Genomic DNA, 18464 nt, shown 5'->3' with positions numbered 1-18464 from the left:
GAATACAGATGAGATAAAGCTAGTTGGCAAAATATTTATTGTCAAAAAATAAACGGAATTTTTGACAATAAATATTTTGTTAGTGGTGTGGATGTACGTTTTATGAGTGGTTTATAGATGTTTAGAGCTTAAAGGCATTAACCAAGGACTTTTGTTTTCCTGCAAGTGTTTCAAGGTCTTGGCTACGTTGATTGTTGGTTTTAGAAGATTGGGCAATATCATCTGCTACCGTCACTATGCGACTAATGTTCTCATTCAGAGAATCGACTTGGGTGTTTTGAGTCAGTACGGCTTCTCGAATGGATTGGTTCGATTCATTTACTGCGTCAATCGCTTGGCTGAGCTCGCCATAAGAGGCATCAATTTGTTCGGCAATGCTGACCATGGACTCTGTTTCTGATTGGCTGGTGGCCATGGCTTTAAGTACCTGGTCGGCACTGAGTCTAAGTTGTTCAACAATATTCTCAATATCATGGGTCGCATTCTGTGTACTACTGGCCAGTGTTCTAACTTCATCGGCGACGACCGCAAAGCCTCGACCATGCTCTCCTGCTCGAGCTGCTTCGATTGATGCGTTGAGAGCGAGTAGGTTTGTTTGTGAGGTAATGTCTTGGATGCTGCTAACAATGGCACCAATGCCTGCAATTTCTTTAACGAGAGAATCAATGGATTGATTGGCAATGCCCATTTCAATCCCCATCTTATCGGCTGAAGCTTTATTCTGATTGATGCTGCGGCTGTTTTCTTGGGCGAGTTGATAGAGGTTTTGCACCTCTTGATTTGAGGTCTGAGTATGACTCGCTACCTGAGTTGCACTGTTATGAAGTTGCTCAATAGAGGTTTTCATATCATTGGTTTCTTGGTGCTGATAGGTAATTTGTTTGTCTGTTTTCTCATTACTTGAGCAGGTCTGTTGGCTCACACCTGCAACTTGCTCTGAAACATTGGCTAGCTGTTGAATAATATCAATAAGCTTATTGCGTAAGGTGTTAATCTGGTTAGCAATTTGGCCAAACTCATCGGCCTTATTTAAGCTAATGCTGGTGGTCAGATCACCCTGTGTCATTTTAGACAGGTTTTTCATTATCAAGGATAAAGGGCGTCTAATACTGTTAACCGTTGAGTAACCAATAAAGAGGGCAACACTAAAGGATATAAAGAGAAACACGGCTTGTATCTGGCTGTATTCCTGATTGCTGCTGACGGTGGATTCGTAGGTGTGTTGAGATAATGCTGAAATGGCTTGGCTTAATTTAGAAAAATGGGAGTCAGCTAGGTTTACTTCTTCGGCTAAGGATTTTTGCAAACTCACGCTGCGGTTTTGCTGAGCAACAACAGGGGCTAATTTGGCATACACACCTTCTTCTGCAGTTAATGTTAACGCCATAAAATCAATGTAAAACTGCATCCTGTCTAAAATGATGCCGCCAAAGCTGCCAAGCTCTTCAACGGTTTTTAGCATGGCGGCATATCTATCTGTTTGAAGGGCGAGAATACGTTCGTGCTCGAATTGATCTTTAATGGCTAAAGAGAGATTAATATCACCAACAAATTCCTTATTGATTTGATCCATAAATTGGAAACTATAACGATCTGATAACGCGTCATCAGGGCTTAGATCTAGCGTTAACTCTTCCACATCGGAATTATAAAACTCCCACTCTTCTTTGAAATTTTCTAAAGCGCTAACTAGGGCTGCTCCTTGGCTGCTTTTAAGGTTGTTGTCTGTTTGTAGAGCAAGGCCCAAAGTGAAAGTTTGCTCGCTGGCAGGTAGTGCTTGGGCAAGTTGTCGAGCCAGTTCTGGGTAATCAATAAGCTGCTTTTCTAGCTGAGATTTGGTGCTCCCAAAATGTGTCTGTATTTGCTCAAATTCGGTTTGAATTGCCTCTCTTTGCTCAGCTTCTGTCGTAGAAAGGTGTTGCATAGTGAGCTTATTTGCTTGTAATAGCTGTTTAGACAACTGATTAATATTGTTACTAATGGGTACTAATGTATCGATTTGGAATGCCTGTTGAGATAGGAGGCTGGCTTGGCTCATAAAGCCAGCAAGCGCTTGAGATAGCATGAGTATTAATAAAGCAGCAAAGCCAATAATGGTTTTTTGGACAACAGTCACTCTCATCTTAGGACCTACCTATCGACAATTAGAAGTAAAAACGTTGATTAACGAATATGAGTTATAAGGGATAAAAAAAGGCGCAATCCAGAGAATTACGCCTTCTTAGTTAACTGCGACTAGGCACTGGCCTGTCGAGAATAGATTGGCCTTTCTCATTGAATAAGTAGCACTGGGAGAGTTGAGCACCGACATCTATTAGGTCGCCGTGGCGGCTCAAGTTATTGCCTGACACTTCAAGGGTTAAGCTTTTGCCTTGGTAGCTGGCATATAGGAAGCTCACACCACCTAGATGCTCTGCTACATCGACAGAAACTTGAATTTTAAAGCACGCGTTTTCGTCATGGGCAATGAGATGTTCAGGTCGGACACCGACCTTAACATTGTCACCTACGCGACAAGTATTCGCGATAGCAGGTAAGGTAATGTTTTGATCGCCAATACTCACTGTGAGGTCTTGTGCATTGACTGAGCTTACTTTTGCTTCTAAGAAGTTCATTTTAGGTGAGCCAATAAAGCCTGCGACAAACTCATTCACTGGGTTGTGGTAAAGGGCCATAGGCGAGCCTACTTGCTCAACATTACCATCTTTAAGCACGACAATTTTGTCGGCCAGGGTCATGGCTTCAACTTGGTCGTGGGTAACATAGACCATGGTTGCGCTAAGTTGTTGGTGTAACTTAGCAATTTGAATACGCATGTCGACACGTAATTCAGCATCAAGGTTAGAAAGTGGCTCATCAAACAAGAAAACTTTTGGCTCACGAACAATGGCACGACCAATGGCCACCCTTTGTCTTTGACCGCCCGAAAGTTGTTTCGGTTTACGGTCTAGCATGGCGTTTAGCTGCAAGATGTTGGCAGCATGGCTCACCCTTTCTTTTATTAGGGCAGGGTCAGCACCATTCATACGAAGGCCAAAACTCATATTTTCTTCAACAGTCATATGAGGGTATAGGGCATAGGATTGGAAAACCATGGCAACACCGCGATCTGCAGGAGCGACTTGGTTCATATTGATATCATCGATGAGTAGGTCTCCGTCGGTAATATCTTCAAGTCCTGCAATAAGCCTTAAAAGTGTTGATTTACCACAGCCTGAAGGCCCAACAAAAACAACAAATTCGCCGTCTTGTAAGTCCAGATCAACACCGTGTATGGTTTCAACTTCATTAAAACGCTTGATGACATTTTTTAATTTTATGGTTGCCATTTTCTGTTAAACCCTAATTGTTTGCATGATTAAAGCGTGACGCCTTTAGCTCAACATCACGCGGAGGCCATGGCCCCCATACGTTTGGATACTTCTTGGCAGGCTTCTTTTATGCGTTTTTGAAATAATTCAAAACGCTCATCATCTACCCTAAAAACAGGAGCTGTGATACTTAGCGCTGCAATCGGTTCGTTGCGATAATTAAAAATCACAGAAGCCGCACATTGGATGCCTTCTTCGTGTTCTTGCATATCGAGAGACACGCCAGTTTGGCGAATCTTTTCTAATTCATTTCTGAGTTTCTCTTCGGTATCAAGAGTGGTTTCAGTGTGTTTAATAAAGCTTTGTTTGCTGATCGCATCAGCCAGCTCTTCTTCTGCAAGGTAGGCAATCATGGCCTTGCCTACACCCGTGCAATAAGCAGGGCCTTTTTTACCAACTGCCGAGAATAAGCGTAGGCTTTTTTGGCTTTCCATCTTATCGATATAGATCACTTCGCCTCTGTCTAGTACCGCAAGGTGAATGGTTTCGCCGGTTTCTTGCCAAAGGGCTTTCATTTGGTCTGCAGCAAGATCACGAATATCCATGCTAGACCAGGCTTTATGGGCAAGCTCAAGTAGGCCATAACCTGGATGATAAAGTTGAGAGTGATCTTCAAGGCGAACTAGGCCTTCATCAACTAAGGTATTGAGTATGCGATGAGCCGTTGCCTTGGGTAATTCAGAGCGTTCAACTAGGTCTGCAAAGCGCATTGGATCTTGAGCACAACACACTTCTTTTAAAACCATAAGGGCCTTGCTAAGTGATGAACCGCCTGATTTAGCGTCGTTCTCAGCCATTCTTTTCTCCTTAAATTTAGGTTTATGAAAGTGGTGCTTAGTATCTACTCTTGTGCTGAATATGACTAGCGAACCGAATTAATAAAAGTGACATATTTTAGTAAATTATAAAAAATGAAACTCCATTCCATTATTTGCACGAAACTTTAGAATGTCAAGGTTGTAGGGGGAATTTTAAAACTTGCAAAAATTGAAACTATGTTCCATTATTTGATTTGAAGTGATGTCAGACGTCTTTTAATGGCATCAAATAATGATAAAAATAAGAGGTGATTTCTTCATGCAGAAGCTCCACAGCAGACAGCAGCAATGGATGCCTGTGCTATTTTTAGCACCCGCACTCATAATGTTTGTGGTTTATGTGATTTTGCCCATCAGTCAAAGCGTATTATTAAGCTTTTATGAATGGGACGGTTTGGGTGATAAGACCTTTGTTGGTTTAGATAACTATTTTGAATTGTTCGAAGATGAACAGTTCTGGTTAGCTTTAAAAAACAACATCTATTGGATGGTGTTTTACATGTTAGCACCGCCTTTGGGGCTTGCCGTAGCCTTATTTTTGAACCAGAAAGTCTTAGGCATTCGACTGGTTAAATCCCTCTTTTTCTTCCCTTTTGTTATCTCTCAAGTGGTTGTTGGTCTTGTTTTCGCTTGGTTCTACGACCCAAGTTATGGCCTGTTCAATATCGCCCTTACGAGTCTAGGTTTTGAGCCTATTGCCGTGTTATCTGATGAGAACTGGGTAACCTTCGGCATTATCGCAGCGGGTCTTTGGCCGCAAATCGCTTACTGCATGATTCTTTATCTCACAGGCTTAAATAACCTCAGCCCTGATCAGCTAGAAGCCGCTCGTCTTGATGGCGCGCACGGTTGGAAAATGCTTTGGCACGTTATCTTGCCTCAGTTAAAACCCGCGTCTTTTATCGCAATCGTTGTCACTGTGATTGGTGCTTTGCGTAGTTTCGACTTGGTGGCAACCATGACGGCAGGTGGACCATTTGGTACCTCGAATGTACTTGCCTATTTCATGTATGAGCAATCTATTTTCAATTATCGCGTCGGTTACGGTGCTGCTATTGCAACTGTCTTGTTCCTAATTATGGATGTTTATATTGCCTACTTCCTATGGCGCATGCTGAAGAGTGAGAAAGCCTAATGTTTCCAACTCCAATAGAAAAATTATCAAAATCGGTCAATATCAGCTATCGCGTAGCGATTTGGATTGCCCTTATTCTGTGGCTGTTACCTTTAATTGCAGTAATGATGACATCAGCTCGCTCTGTTGCTGATATTAATATGGGTAACTACTGGGGCATTCCCGAGCAGTGGATGATTCTTGAGAACTACACTAAAGTTTTCACCTCAACCCCCATGGCCCGCTACCTTTTTAACTCCATCATGATTACTGTGCCTGCCGTTATTGGTGCCGTTGCTATCTCAACCTTGGCGGGTTATGCCTTAGCTAAGTTTAAGTTTCGTGGCAATGTGCTTTTGTTCGCGACCTTTATTGGCGGTAACTTTGTACCTTTTCAAATTCTGATGATTCCTGTACGTGACCTGACTATCTCTATGGGTCTGTACGATACGGCAACAGGTTTGATCTTATTCCATGTGGCTTTCCAAGCGGGTTTTTGTACCCTCTTTATGCGTAACTTTATTGTTGGTTTACCTGATGAACTGATAGAAGCGGCGCGTGTGGAAGGGGTGAGCGAATGGAAGATTTTCTGGCATGTGGTGTTACCGCTAGTACGTCCTGCTATTGCCGCCTTGTCTGTGCTCATCTTTACCTTTATTTGGAATGATTATTTCTGGGCGTTAGTGCTAGTACAGAGTGATGAAGTGCGACCAGTAACCGCCGGTATTAGTGCCTTGATGGGACAATGGTTAGCCTCTTGGCAGCTGATTTCAGCAGGCTCAATAGTCGCGGCATTACCGCCTGTTATTCTTTTCTTCGCTATGCAAAAACACTTTATCGCAGGCCTGACACTCGGCGCGACTAAGGGTTAATGCTATGACAAATACACAAACAAATTTGCCGTCTGATTTTCTTCGACAAGATGTGGCGGATAAAACCTTAGTGCTTTATTGCCCTAAGGTGGGTGCGCCTGAGCTGGTCTATTTTGCAACAAACTTGCCGCTTGATACTGATCTTGCTGCGTTAAGATTGAGCCAGCAAAGCAGTATTCCACAGGCTATGTTGGATGAACCTGCGCCTTTGTCTTTATTGCCAGAAGCGGGCAAGGGCTGGCAAGGCTCTCCTGCTATGGAGATTGCAGCGAGTGACAGACCAACTTGGGCTCCTCGTTGGTCTTTAGATAAAGTATTAAGCTGTGATGTGGGTTATCAGCTTTTCTTGTCTGACAATATTGCTCAATTAAGTGTCTGCCTAAGTTTAGGCTTAACTCAAGAAGGTATGTTTAAACAAAGCCTGAGAGTGACTAATTTAGGTGAAGGTGAGCTGGACGTGCAGCGTCTGGCTTTGACCATGCCGGTTCCCGCTCACTTTACCAAGCGTATGAGCTTTTATGGCCGCTGGTGTCAGGAGTTTCAGCAACAGATTTCGCCATGGTTTGATACCTGGGTACAGGAAAACCGTGCGGGGCGTAATTCTCACGCAAACTTTCCTTCGCTGATAGTCGGAGAGGAGTTTTTCTCTGAGCTTTCAGGGGATGTTTATGGCTTGCACCTTGCTATAAGTGGTAATCACAGATTAAAAGCGGATTACACCTTGGAAGGCCATAGATATGTGCAGGCAGAAGCTCTCTATCTAGCGGGTGAAATTAAGCTTAAAAAAGGCGAGTCTATCTCGACGCCAGACCTTTTGGTTAGTAACAGTGATGCTGGCTTAAATCAAATGAGTCAGGCCTTTCATCAACATGCTCGTAGCATTCTAAAGCTTGAAAAGCCAAGGCCTGTTCACCTAAATACTTGGGAAGCTTTTTACTTTGACCATGATATGACACAGCTAAAAGCTTTGGCTGATGCGGCGGCTGAGGTTGGGGTAGAGCGCTATATTCTAGATGATGGTTGGTTTAAAGGTCGTAATGGCGAAAGGGCTGCCCTAGGTGATTGGTATGTAGATGAAGCGAAATATCCGCAAGGGTTAACGCCTCTCATTGAGCATGTGAACAAGCTAGGAATGGAGTTTGGTCTTTGGTTTGAGCCAGAAATGCTGAACCCAGATTCAGACCTATATCGAGCACATCCGGACTGGGCTCTGCAATTAAGTGACTACGCCAATGTCATGGGCCGTTATCAAATGGTTTTGGATCTTGCTAACCCTGAGGCTTACCAATATATTCGTGAAAGACTTTTCAGCTTACTAGGCGATCATAATATTGCCTATGTGAAGTGGGATATGAACCGTGATTATAGTCAAGCGGGAACAGACCTTGCGCCCAAAGCTCATGCTCAAGTGCAGGCTCTATATCGTTTATTTGGCGAGCTAAATGAGGCTTTTCCACAGGTTGAGTTTGAGTCTTGCTCCTCAGGTGGTGCTCGGGTTGATTTTGGTATCTTGGCTTACTGTAAGCGCTTTTGGGCATCAGACTGTAATGATGCTTTAGAGAGACAATCTATTCAGCGTGGTTTTAGTTATTTCTTCCCACCAGAAGTCATGGGGTCCCATATTGGACCTGATAAGAGTCACACAACCAGCCGTATTCATGATGTTAATTTTAGAGCAGGCACCGCCATGCTTGGCCATTTGGGTATTGAGTGGAACCTGTTAGAAGCCAACTCAGAACAGAAGGCGAATATTGCCAGTTGGATAGGCCATTATAAGTCGAACCGTGACTTGCTGCATAAGGGCAACAATTGGCGTTTACCCAGTGCTGATGGTTGTGCTCAAGCAAGCTGGGCCTTGAATGATGCTGCGACTCAAGGTGTGCTGGTGTATTGCCAAATGACCATGCCGAAACAAGCGCAACCTTTACCGCTTAAGTTGCCTAATTTAATCCCTACCCAAAATTATAGGGTCAAGGTGCTAGAGCATAGTCCTATCCCTAATCATTTAATGAAAGCTATGCCAGCTTGGTGGGGGCAAGACCTGATTCTCAATGGCGCCAGCTTAACCAAGCTAGGCCTGCAATTACCCATTTTAGACCCAGAATCTCTGCTATTGCTGGCAATAGAAGCATGCTGAGTACGCTGCTTTAAGTATTCACGAGGAAAGATCAAATGACTGATAACAAGAAGCCATCCACGCCAGAAGAGTTAAATCTGGTTAACCTTGATGATGAGAAACCTAGCTCAGGTAAAGCATTAAGAAGTCAGCAATGGTATGGCAAGTTAGATAAAGATGGCTTTATTCACCGTAGTTGGATGAAGAATCAAGGTTTACCTGATCATAGTTTTGACGGCAGACCGATTATCGGTATCTGTAACTCTTGGAGCGAGCTTACGCCTTGTAATGCCCATTTGCGAGAGCTGGCTGAATATGTAAAGCGAGGTGTATGGGAAGCAGGTGGTGTGCCACTTGAGTTCCCTGTGATGTCTTTGGGTGAAACTCAAATGAAACCAACCGCCATGTTATTCCGTAACTTGATGAGCATGGATGTGGAAGAGTCCATGCGAGCTTACGGTATTGATGGTGTGGTGCTATTAGGTGGTTGTGACAAGACAACGCCGGCACAACTGATGGGTGCCTGCTCGGTCGACTTACCTACCATCATAGTGTCTTCTGGCCCTATGCTAAATGGTAAGTATCGTGGCCAAGATGTTGGCTCTGGTACCGATGTTTGGAAATTCAGTGAAGCAGTGCGTGGCGGACACATGAGCTTGGACGAGTTTATGCGTGCTGAGTCTGGAATGTCCCGTTCTCGCGGTACTTGTATGACCATGGGGACAGCTTCGACCATGTCTTGTTTGGTTGAAGCCTTGGGCATGTCTTTGCCAGAAAACGGCACCTTGCCAGCGGTGGATGCAAGGCGACAAGCGCTTTCTCATCTTACCGGTCGACGTATTGTTGAGATGGTAAAAGAAGACCTAAAACCGTCTGATATTTTGACCAAGTCTGCGTTTGAAAATGCGATCCGAGCCAATGCCGCTGTGGGTGGTTCAACCAATGCTGTGATGCATTTATTAGCCATTGCTGGTCGTGTTGGTGTGGATTTAAGCCTAGATGATTGGGACAGAATAGGGGCTGAAATTCCTTGTCTTGTTGATCTAATGCCATCGGGTAAATATCTCATGGAAGATTTCCATTATGCCGGCGGCTTCCCTGCTTTGATCGAACGAATGCGTCATCTATTTGATATGGATGCTAAGAGTGTCACAGGTGTGAGCTTGGGTGAATCTATGCAAGGGGCTGAGTGCTTCAATGACGATGTGATTAGAACCTTAGATAACCCATTGCGAGAAAAAGCAGGTATTGCTGTGTTACGCGGTAACTTGTCACCATTGGGTGCCATTATCAAACCCAGTGCTGCTACACCAGCTTTGTTACAGCACAAGGGTAAAGCCGTGGTGTTTGAAAATATTGAAGACTATAAAGCCCGCATTGATGACCCTGAGTTAGACATAGATGCGAACTCAATCATGGTGCTTAAAGGCTGCGGTCCTAAGGGCTATCCGGGTATGCCAGAAGTGGGCAACATGGCATTACCAAGCAAGCTATTAGAGCAAGGTGTGACTGATATGGTACGTATCAGTGATGCCCGTATGAGCGGAACGGCATTTGGTACTGTGGTGTTACATGTTGCACCAGAATCAACTATTGGCGGTCCATTAGCCTTAGTCGAAAACGGTGACGAAATCTCCTTAGATGTGTCGGGGCGCAGTCTACATTTGCATATCTCAGATGAAGAAATGCAAGCCCGTAAAGCCAAATGGCAACCGGAAGAAAGTGAATATCATAGGGGTTACGCCAAACTGTACATCGATCACGTATTGCAGGCTGATCAAGGGGCTGATCTTGATTTCTTGGTAGGTAAAAGCGGTTCTGTTGTTAAAAGGGAGTCTCACTAATGTCCCAAGCTCAAATAGAAAACTTAACCAACTACCCTAGTTTAAATGCACGTCATGTCTTAGTGACAGGTGGCGCATCTGGCATAGGGGAAGCCTTAGTAAAAGCCTTGGCACAACAAGGCTGTGCCGTGAGCTTTTTTGATATTGATGAAGAGGCGGGTGAGCAACTTGCTCAAAACCTTAACTCCCATGGTATGAAAGCTCATTTTGAATTGGTGGATCTTACTGATATTGAGATGCTAAAAGACAAGATTCAAGCAAGGCTTGAAGCTTGGGGAGCAATTCGCGCCTTAGTCAATAATGCGGCTAATGATCATAGACATACGTTAGCAGAGCTAAGTTCGGATGAATTCGATCAGTGTATGGCGGTGAACCTAAAGCACCATTTCTTTGCTGCGCAAAAAGTCGCACCACTTATGGCAGAAGCGGGTGGTGGCAGCATTATTAATATGAGTTCTAACTCTTGGATGTTGGGCCTAAGTGGTTATCCAGGTTATGTCACCGCAAAAGCCGGCATTAGTGGACTGACCAAGGCCTTAGCGCGAGAGTTAGGGCCGACTAAAGTGCGAGTGAATACCGTGCTACCTGGTTGGGTCATGACAGAGAAACAAAAAGCGCTTTGGCTGACGCCAGAGGCAGAAGTTGAGTTAATGCAGCAACAAGCATTACAAGAAAAGATTCAACCTGAAGATGTGGCGGATCTCGTACTCTTCTTGGCTGCAGACGATAGTCGCATGATTACTGGGCAAAGCCTGGTGGTAGATGGTGGCCGTTTATGAGTAAAGCGTCTCAAGAGTCAGCGCGAGAGCAGGATTATCTCTGCATAGCTGTTGATTGGGGAACGTCAAATCTGCGTGCTTATTTGCTTGATCAAGAGGGTAACTCGCTTGATCAAAGGGAAAGTAATAAGGGCATTTTAAATGTTGTACCGGGCCAGTTTGAAACCGTGCTGACTAATTTAGTGGGCGATTGGCTACAGCAAGGCTTGCCTATTTTAATGGCAGGTATGGTTGGCAGTCGCACTGGTTGGCAAGAAGTGGACTATCAAACTTGCCCGCTTAGCCTAGATAGCTTGGGTGAAAAACTGCATTGGTTAGAGACGAATCTAGAATGTCCTGTGGCCATCGTGCCTGGCCTACAAGGGCGTGGCATCAGTGGCTGTAATGACATTATGCGCGGAGAAGAAACTCAGTTATTAGGTGTACTGGATTGGTTGCAAAGCCAGCAATCTGATGAAGATGTCTTGTGCTGCATGCCAGGTACTCACTGTAAGTGGGTACGTATTGAACAAGGTCACATTAAGCAATTCTCTACTACTTTTTCAGGCGAGTTATTTGCCAATATTAATCGTGACTCTAGCTTAGTGAGAGGTTTACCTAGCGCTGATGAATTAGACGTAGATGCCTTTAAATTAGGCTTGGCGACCAGCCAGCAGCAGGGTGGACTGTTGCACCATTTATTTAGTGTGCGCAGTAATTACATCAGTAATGAACTTAGTCCAGAACAGGTACGAGACTATCTGTCTGGCGTTGTCATAGGTCATGATGTGATGGATATGTTAAAGGCTATTTCTGTTCAGGTTTCAACAGAAGAAAAGGCTGAAAAAGTCCATCTCATTGGTAGTCGCGGTCTGTGTGATCGATATGGCATTGCCTTGACGTCTATGGGTGTAGAGCATCTCTTTATTGAGGCTGGAGAGGCCAGTATACGTGGTCTTAAGCGCTTAGCTGAACAAAATCAATCTCGTTTTCAGACCTTTAATCAAGCACAGAGTGCAGTAACAGGGGAGTGTACAAAATGAATGACTTTTCAACCTTAATGGCTCAATTACCTATGGTTGCAATTTTGAGGGGAATTAAACCTGAAGAAGTGTTAGATCATGCAGAGGCATTAATTGAAGCAGGTTTTAGTATTTTAGAAGTCCCCCTTAACTCTCCTGAACCTTTTAAAAGTATTGAAATGCTACAACAAAAATATGGTGATAAAGCTTTGATTGGCGCGGGTACTGTGATGCGTAAAGATCAAGTTGATAAGCTGGTCGAAATCGGTGCGGGACTGATGGTGTGCCCTCATACAGATGTTGAACTGATTCGAGCGGCAAAAGCGGCGGGCTTATATGCTTTCCCTGGTTTCTTTACTGCTAGCGAAGCCTTTGCGGCCATGGAAGCGGGAGCCGATGCGATCAAGCTTTTCCCTGCAGAGGCGATGACGTCACCGAAAGTGATTTCTGCCTTATGTGCGGTTGTTCCAAAAAGTATGCGTATTTGTCCTGTCGGTGGCGTGACACCTGACAATATGAGCTCATACATTGATGCGGGGGCTCAGGGGTTTGGCTTAGGTTCAGCGCTTTATAAAGCCGGTCAAAATGTAGAAGTAACCGCTAAGAATGCAAAAGCCTTTGTCACAGGCTGGAAGGCGATTTCAGAGGCAGCAAACTAATGTTATCCATGGCCTCGGTGAGCATTAAACAACACCAACTATCCGAAGGCCCTTTTTGGTGTAACAGAAGCAATGCCTTATATTGGGTCGATATTCCAGGGCAAGAAGTGTGGTGTTGGCATCAAGCAAGCGGACTGAGAAAAAGCTGGCGCTTTGATAAAAAAGTCTCAGCAGTATTTACCACTCAAAGTTATCGTTTATTACTTTGTCTAGCTGACGGCGTCGCTTACTTTGACCCTGAATCAGAAGCCTTAGAGTATCTCTGCAAGCTTGATGAAGATAGGCCTAACAATCGTCTTAATGATGCAAAATGCGATCAAGACGGTGTGCTTTATGTTGGCTCTATGGATGATGATGAAACACTAAAAACGGGCCGTCTTTGGCAGGTTGATCAAACGGGTCAAGCGACTTGTTTATTGGATGATATTGGCATTTCCAATACCCTCGCTTGGGATTACTCTCGCGATCGCTTCTATTTTGCTGATTCAATGAAAGGGGAAATTCATGCTTTCCCTTGGTCTAACTTTCGAGATGTGAGACGTGACGCTGCTTTTGTCAAAACCCCTGAAGGCTTTGGCCCTGACGGCTCTTGTTTAGATAATGATGGCAATCTGTGGAATGCCATGTGGGGTGCTGGAAAAGTGGTGTGTTATTCCCCAGAAGGGGCGACAAAGCATGTTATTGATCTGCCTTTTAAGTGCCCAACAAGTTGTGCCTTTGGCGGAGAGAAGGGTGATATTTTATTTGTCACTTCTGCCAGTGTAGGCGAGACAAACCCTGCGAATAAACCCTTTGCTGGGCAAGTCATCGCCATTAACTTGTTTAAAACCTTAGGCATAAACGTGAGTGGCGCCCCAAGCCAAGCGTTTGCTGGAGCATAAAGTATGAAGTTAGGTGTTTGTTATTATCCTGAGCATTGGCCTAAGTCTCGTTGGCAGGCTGACGTTAAAGCCATGGTTGAGATAGGCATTGAGTATGTGCGCATAGGTGAATTTAGTTGGAGTCGCCTTGAAGGGGTTGAAGGTGAATATACTTGGGGTTGGCTAGATGATGCCTTGGAAGTCTTGGCTAATGCTGGGCTTAAAGTGATTTTAGGGACACCAACAGCCACACCGCCTAAGTGGCTGGTGGATAAGCACCCTAGTATGCTGGCCCGAGATGAAGCAGGCCAAATAAGAGGCTTTGGTTCTCGTCGTCATTATAGCTTTGCTAGCCTTGATTACCGTGAAGAATGTCGTCGAATTGTCACGGATATGGCTAAGCGTTACGGTGCTCATGATGCGATTGTCGCTTGGCAAACGGATAATGAATACGGTTGTCACGATACTATTTTAAGTTATGCGGAAGTGGATCTTGCGGCCTTTAAAGTTTGGTTAGCAGAGAAATATTCAAATATTGAAGCCCTCAATCAGGCTTGGGGTAATGTTTTCTGGAGTATGGAATACGCAAGTTTTGACGAGATTGAGCTGCCTAACCTGACAGTTACCGAGGCCAACCCTGCCCATCGACTCGACTTTCATCGCTGTTGCTCTGATCAGGTTGTTGCTTATAACAAGCTACAAGCAGATATCTTGCGCGAGTATTCACCTGGACGAGACCTTGTGCATAACTATATGGGCTTCTTCACTGCGTTTGACCATCACAAGGTGGGGCAAGATCTAGATGTCGCAAGTTGGGACACTTATCCTCTTGGCTTTCTTGATCAAGAAGCGATTTACCAAGATGAAGAAAAACAAACCTATTTACGAACAGGTCATCCTGACTTTGGTGCTTTCCATCACGATTTATACCGTGGCTGTGGTAAAGGACGCCTTTGGATTATGGAGCAACAGCCGGGGCCCGTTAATTGGGCGCCACATAACCCGTCACCTGCCGATGGCGCGGTAAGGCTTTGGACTTGGGAAGCCTTTTCCCATGGGGCTGAATTAGTCTCTTATTTCCGTTGGCGACAAGCCCCATTTGCTCAAGAGCAAATGCACTCAGGTTTGTTAAGACCTGATGCTAGCAAGGCCGAAGCCGCTTTCGAAGCACAACAAGTGTCTGATGAAGTGAACCAGTTAAGTCAACAATTGGGCCTAGATAAGGATGAGCTAGAAGCTTTACCGAGTGCTGGCAGTGTCGCACTGATGTTTGATTACGATGCCTGTTGGGCATTGGATATACAGCCACAGTCTCAGGCGTACCGTTACTTGTTCTGGTGTTACCGTGTTTATGAATCCTTAAGAGAGCTTGGTTTAAGTATCGATATTATCTCACCTAAGAGTGATCTCAGTGCTTATAAAATGTTGGTGTTACCAGCGCAAGTCGTAATTGATGACACTCTGCAGCAAGCATTAGATAAATTTGAAGGTGTCTTACTGGCTGGGCCGCGCTCTGGTAGTAAAACCTCTGATTATCAGATCCCTGATGAATTAGCGCCAGGTAAGCTGCAAGCATTAATGCCGCTTCAAGTTGAGCGTGTTGATGCCTTACCAGAGCATACTCAGCCTTTGGTTAATGGTGCTTGGGGAGAAGGCCAGCTAAAGCATTGGCGAGAGCAGATAAATACTGAGTTAGCGGTTCATTTAGAAGATGAACAAGGTAAGCCTGTTCTAGTGGGTGAGGATAAGCGTTTTTATCTTGCTGCTTGCTTAGACAAACCTCTGTTAAAAGCCTGTTTTGAAAAGCTTGCTTTGCTTGCTGACATTCCAAGTTTTTATCTGCCTAAAGGTGTCAGGGTTCGCCATAGAGGTAAGCTGATATTTGTTTTTAACTACGGACAAAATTCAGCGAACTATACACCTCCAGCTGCAACTTGTTTGATTGGCCAAGCTCAGATTGCACCAGCAGGTGTCAGTATCTGGCTGAAATCTTAAAAATGTACAAAAAATAAACTGAAACTAGGTTTCATTTATTGACGAAACCAAAGAATTGCTTAATACTGAAACTGTGTTCCGTTTTATAAAAATAAAAGTGAGGATCTACTCAACATGAAAACCATTAAGTCTTTAATCGCTGGTACAGCTATGGCAGCTGCCGCTTGGTCAGTACAAGCAGGCACGCTTGTAATTAACTCAGACCAAGCAGACCCGGCTCCTAAAAAAGCTTTTGCTGAAATCGTTGAAAAATTTACCGCTGAAAACCCTGATGTCGAAATTAAGTACAACCTATACGACAAAGAAGGTTATAAAACGGCAATACGAAACTGGTTAGCAACATCACCACCGGATCTAGTTTTCTGGTATGCGGGTAACCGTATGAAGACCTTTGTTGAACGTGGTATGTTCGAAGATGTGAGCGATATTTGGGATAGTGAAGATCTTCATTCAAGCATGAGCACAGCCGAAGCTGCCATGACAATTGATGATAAACAGTGGGGTATTCCATACACTTATTACCAATGGGGTGTTTACTATCGTAAAGACATCTTTGAAGCGCGCGGTCTAAGTGAACCAAAAACTTGGGATGAGTTTTTAGCCGTATCTGCCGCATTGAAAGCAGATAAGATTGCGCCGATTGCGATCGGTACAAAATACCTTTGGACAGCTGCGGGTTGGTTCGATTACCTGAACTTGCGTACCAACGGATTGCAATTTCACATTGATCTAATGGATGGCAAAATCCCTTACACAGACGAGCGTGTACGTAAAACTTTCGAGAACTGGAAACAGTTGGTTGAGCCAGGTTACTTCTTAGAAAACCATGCATCATACTCTTGGCAAGAAGCGCAGCCATTTATGTATAACGGTGATGCCGCTATGTACTTAATTGGTAACTTCATTACGCCTAACTTCCCGAAAGAGTTGGATGGCAAAATGGGATTCTTCCAGTTCCCACAAATCGATCCAAGTGTACCTATGGCAGAAGATGCGCCAATGGATACAATACACATTCCTAGTAAGGCGAAAAACAAAGAAGATGCTCGTAAGTTCTTGAAATTTATGGCGCGTGCTGACAACCAAACTTTGGTTAATGCGGCTTTGTTACAGATTCCACCGCATAAAGATGCACAAGCTGTTGATAACTACTTCCTGAATAAAGGGGTAAACATGTTGTCAAATGCAGCGGGTACTGCTCAGTTTTATGATAGAGATACCGCACCAAGTATGGCGAAAGAAGGCATGAAAGGTTTTCAAGAGTTTATGGTAAAACCAGAACGATTGGATGCAATTCTTAAACGTCTTGAGAAAGTGCGTAAAAGGACTTTTAAAGTTAAATAAATAACTTTATTACTGATTAAAAAGCAGTGCTCTTAGTAGGGCGCTGCTTTTTTCGTTTTAGCTTATTGATCTTAAGTGGTATTTTAAATATTAATTAGTAATGAAAAAGAAGATTTTTTGTCAGATTACGCGATTTATACAAAATAAGCATAGTTGAATCAGCTATTTTGATAAATACTTAGAGTCTGCATAAATGTAAGGTTAAGGTTATGAAAAAGCGTGTGATATTGACTGCCTCGCTTATTTTATCAAGTGTATTTCTTCCACTAAAAAGTTTAGCTGCGACGCTGGTTTTTTCTTCGAATCTCCCTGACATCTTGATTAGTGCTGACCAACCAAACTTGAGTCGCTTATCTGGTTTTGTTAACCAGCTTAAGAAAGAGCATAAAGATAGTGTGTTATTTATACATGGAGGTGATAGCTTGTTCCCTAATGCCTTATCTAACTATGATTCTGGGGCGCATATGATTGATGTGTTAAATCACATGCATGTTGATTTGTTTGCGGTTAACCAGAGAGAGTTTGCTAATGGTGTTGATCAGTTAACGCTACGTTCTAATGAAGCCAGTTTTCCTATGGTTTTATCTAATTTCAAAGATAGTCGTACCCATGAATTAGTTGAAGGTTTATTGCCTAGTTATCAGCTTATGGTCGAGGGAATAAATTTTGGCTTTATCGTTATCTTAGATGAGTCTATTAATAGAACCTACCTTCAAGGAGAGGTGGAAGTTGAAGGGGTTGCCTTATCTGTACAAAAATTAGCAAAAGAGTTGCGCGAAACTGGCTCTGACAAGGTTATTCTCATCACCGAAAGTGATGTGCTAGAAAGTGAGCCCAATGAGAGCTTTAACAGTTTAGATTTAATCCTGGTTGCCAAAGAAGGGGCCGATAGACTCGATGCATCCGTCACACCTATAAGGGTCTATAGCGGAGGGCATGACGGAGACCTTGCTCTGGTTGAGTTTAAAGATATAAACAGTGAACCTGAAGTTCGTATTGCTAGTTATCGGGAAAGTCAGGAAAGTGTGCAGGTATCCCAAACCCTACAAAGGTATTTAGACCGACTCAATATCATTCTTGAGTACGAGTTAGGTGTATTAGTAAAACCCCTAAGTTCAATTCGTTCTCATATTCGAACACAAGAAGCGGCGATAGGTAATTTATTTGCAGATAGTATGCGTGAATATACGTCAGCCGATTTAGCCATTATCAATAGCGGTAGTATTCGTGGCTATCAAGAATATAGTGTGGGACAAACGGTCAAACGTGCTGATATTAACCGTGAACTGCCTTTTGGAGACCATATTTTCACGATTAAAGTCAATAAGGATGAAATTCTGGCTATGATGGAGAATTCACTTAGTCAGGTTGAAGACCTATCGGGTAGGTTCTTACAAATATCAGGCTTCAAAGTGAGTTATGACCTGTCTCGTGACCCTTTTGATCGAGTACTTGAGATTAGTGTTGACGACAGGCCGTTGGAAAATAGAGATTACTCGTTAGTCTTATCTGGTTACCTCCTTAAAGGCGGGGATGAATATCAAGTGTTTAAAGATAAAAGTGAGTCCTATACTTTGAAAGAAACTCGCTTACTCTGGACAATTGTGTCGGACTATATTGAAAAGCGAAAAGGGGTCGACATAGTTACTGATGGTCGACTTGAAGATTTAACGCCTTAATTCACAAGGCAT

Annotated in this window: 14 protein-coding genes; 11 read left to right on the top strand and 3 right to left on the bottom strand. The window is 43.8% G+C overall.

All coding sequences use genetic code 11. The annotated features are described in order from the left end of the window. Positions 1-121: 121 nt before the first annotated feature. The 3 genes from MED121_RS13415 to MED121_RS13405 form a co-directional block, all read right to left on the bottom strand. Positions 122-2122, bottom strand: a complete 2001-nt coding sequence (locus MED121_RS13415) for a methyl-accepting chemotaxis protein (RefSeq protein ID WP_009834253.1) — start codon at positions 2120-2122, stop codon at positions 122-124. Between the two features lie 103 nt (positions 2123-2225). Then, positions 2226-3329: a sn-glycerol-3-phosphate ABC transporter ATP-binding protein UgpC gene (gene ugpC / locus MED121_RS13410; RefSeq protein WP_009834252.1), complete on the bottom strand. Its 1104-nt coding sequence runs from the start codon at positions 3327-3329 to the stop codon at positions 2226-2228. 56 nt (positions 3330-3385) lie between these two features. Further along, on the bottom strand, positions 3386-4168 hold the full coding sequence (locus MED121_RS13405) for an IclR family transcriptional regulator (RefSeq protein ID WP_009834251.1): 783 nt from the start codon (positions 4166-4168) through the stop codon (positions 3386-3388). Between the two features lie 280 nt (positions 4169-4448). Between MED121_RS13405 and MED121_RS13400 the strand changes: the two genes are divergently transcribed. The 11 genes from MED121_RS13400 to MED121_RS13350 all read left to right on the top strand — a co-directional run bounded on the left by MED121_RS13400 (position 4449) and on the right by MED121_RS13350 (position 18452). After that, the gene (locus MED121_RS13400) at positions 4449-5324 is read left to right on the top strand and encodes a sugar ABC transporter permease (RefSeq protein ID WP_009834250.1); all 876 of its coding nucleotides are present in this window, start codon (positions 4449-4451) and stop codon (positions 5322-5324) included. Next, positions 5324-6175, top strand: coding sequence for a carbohydrate ABC transporter permease (locus tag MED121_RS13395; RefSeq protein WP_009834249.1), 852 nt, complete (start codon positions 5324-5326; stop codon positions 6173-6175). Before MED121_RS13400 ends, MED121_RS13395 begins: the two co-directional genes overlap by 1 nt. A 4-nt stretch (positions 6176-6179) precedes the next feature. Continuing rightward, a complete protein-coding gene (locus tag MED121_RS13390; protein ID WP_009834248.1) occupies positions 6180-8312 on the top strand; it encodes an alpha-galactosidase in 2133 nt (710 codons plus the stop codon). A 35-nt stretch (positions 8313-8347) separates the two neighbouring features. Continuing rightward, complete coding sequence (locus MED121_RS13385; RefSeq protein WP_009834247.1) at positions 8348-10135, top strand: IlvD/Edd family dehydratase; 1788 nt, start codon at positions 8348-8350, stop codon at positions 10133-10135. After that, positions 10135-10914, top strand: coding sequence for an SDR family oxidoreductase (locus MED121_RS13380; protein ID WP_009834246.1), 780 nt, complete (start codon positions 10135-10137; stop codon positions 10912-10914). The genes MED121_RS13385 and MED121_RS13380 overlap by 1 nt, the downstream gene beginning before the upstream one ends. Then, positions 10911-11936, top strand: coding sequence for a 2-dehydro-3-deoxygalactonokinase (locus MED121_RS13375; protein ID WP_009834245.1), 1026 nt, complete (start codon positions 10911-10913; stop codon positions 11934-11936). Before MED121_RS13380 ends, MED121_RS13375 begins: the two co-directional genes overlap by 4 nt. Further along, positions 11933-12574: a 2-dehydro-3-deoxy-6-phosphogalactonate aldolase gene (locus MED121_RS13370; RefSeq protein ID WP_009834244.1), complete on the top strand. Its 642-nt coding sequence runs from the start codon at positions 11933-11935 to the stop codon at positions 12572-12574. Before MED121_RS13375 ends, MED121_RS13370 begins: the two co-directional genes overlap by 4 nt. Then, positions 12574-13455 (top strand): SMP-30/gluconolactonase/LRE family protein, encoded by an 882-nt coding sequence (locus tag MED121_RS13365; RefSeq protein WP_009834243.1) that lies wholly within the window; start codon positions 12574-12576, stop codon positions 13453-13455. Before MED121_RS13370 ends, MED121_RS13365 begins: the two co-directional genes overlap by 1 nt. Positions 13456-13458: 3 nt before the next feature. After that, positions 13459-15429 (top strand): beta-galactosidase, encoded by a 1971-nt coding sequence (locus MED121_RS13360; RefSeq protein WP_009834242.1) that lies wholly within the window; start codon positions 13459-13461, stop codon positions 15427-15429. A 114-nt stretch (positions 15430-15543) separates the two neighbouring features. Continuing rightward, positions 15544-16773, top strand: coding sequence for an extracellular solute-binding protein (locus tag MED121_RS13355; RefSeq protein WP_009834241.1), 1230 nt, complete (start codon positions 15544-15546; stop codon positions 16771-16773). Between the two features lie 209 nt (positions 16774-16982). Then, positions 16983-18452: a 5'-nucleotidase C-terminal domain-containing protein gene (locus MED121_RS13350; protein WP_009834240.1), complete on the top strand. Its 1470-nt coding sequence runs from the start codon at positions 16983-16985 to the stop codon at positions 18450-18452. Positions 18453-18464: the final 12 nt, after the last annotated feature.

This window comes from Marinomonas sp. MED121, assembly GCF_000153025.1.
In the GTDB taxonomy this organism is placed as follows: Bacteria; Pseudomonadota; Gammaproteobacteria; order Pseudomonadales; family Marinomonadaceae; genus Marinomonas.
Note: the sequence above shows the minus strand (reverse complement) of the source record. Positions and strands in the feature narration are given on the sequence as shown.

Excerpts from the sequence above, each read along its gene's own strand:
- MED121_RS13415 (WP_009834253.1), bottom strand. The coding sequence starts at position 2,122 with ATGAGAGTGACTGTTGTCCAAAAAACCATTATTGGCTTTGCTGCTTTA.
- ugpC (WP_009834252.1), bottom strand. The coding sequence starts at position 3,329 with ATGGCAACCATAAAATTAAAAAATGTCATCAAGCGTTTTAATGAAGTT.
- MED121_RS13405 (WP_009834251.1), bottom strand. The coding sequence starts at position 4,168 with ATGGCTGAGAACGACGCTAAATCAGGCGGTTCATCACTTAGCAAGGCC.
- MED121_RS13400 (WP_009834250.1), top strand. The coding sequence starts at position 4,449 with ATGCAGAAGCTCCACAGCAGACAGCAGCAATGGATGCCTGTGCTATTT.
- MED121_RS13395 (WP_009834249.1), top strand. The coding sequence starts at position 5,324 with ATGTTTCCAACTCCAATAGAAAAATTATCAAAATCGGTCAATATCAGC.
- MED121_RS13390 (WP_009834248.1), top strand. The coding sequence starts at position 6,180 with ATGACAAATACACAAACAAATTTGCCGTCTGATTTTCTTCGACAAGAT.
- MED121_RS13385 (WP_009834247.1), top strand. The coding sequence starts at position 8,348 with ATGACTGATAACAAGAAGCCATCCACGCCAGAAGAGTTAAATCTGGTT.
- MED121_RS13380 (WP_009834246.1), top strand. The coding sequence starts at position 10,135 with ATGTCCCAAGCTCAAATAGAAAACTTAACCAACTACCCTAGTTTAAAT.
- MED121_RS13375 (WP_009834245.1), top strand. The coding sequence starts at position 10,911 with ATGAGTAAAGCGTCTCAAGAGTCAGCGCGAGAGCAGGATTATCTCTGC.
- MED121_RS13370 (WP_009834244.1), top strand. The coding sequence starts at position 11,933 with ATGAATGACTTTTCAACCTTAATGGCTCAATTACCTATGGTTGCAATT.
- MED121_RS13365 (WP_009834243.1), top strand. The coding sequence starts at position 12,574 with ATGTTATCCATGGCCTCGGTGAGCATTAAACAACACCAACTATCCGAA.
- MED121_RS13360 (WP_009834242.1), top strand. The coding sequence starts at position 13,459 with ATGAAGTTAGGTGTTTGTTATTATCCTGAGCATTGGCCTAAGTCTCGT.
- MED121_RS13355 (WP_009834241.1), top strand. The coding sequence starts at position 15,544 with ATGAAAACCATTAAGTCTTTAATCGCTGGTACAGCTATGGCAGCTGCC.
- MED121_RS13350 (WP_009834240.1), top strand. The coding sequence starts at position 16,983 with ATGAAAAAGCGTGTGATATTGACTGCCTCGCTTATTTTATCAAGTGTA.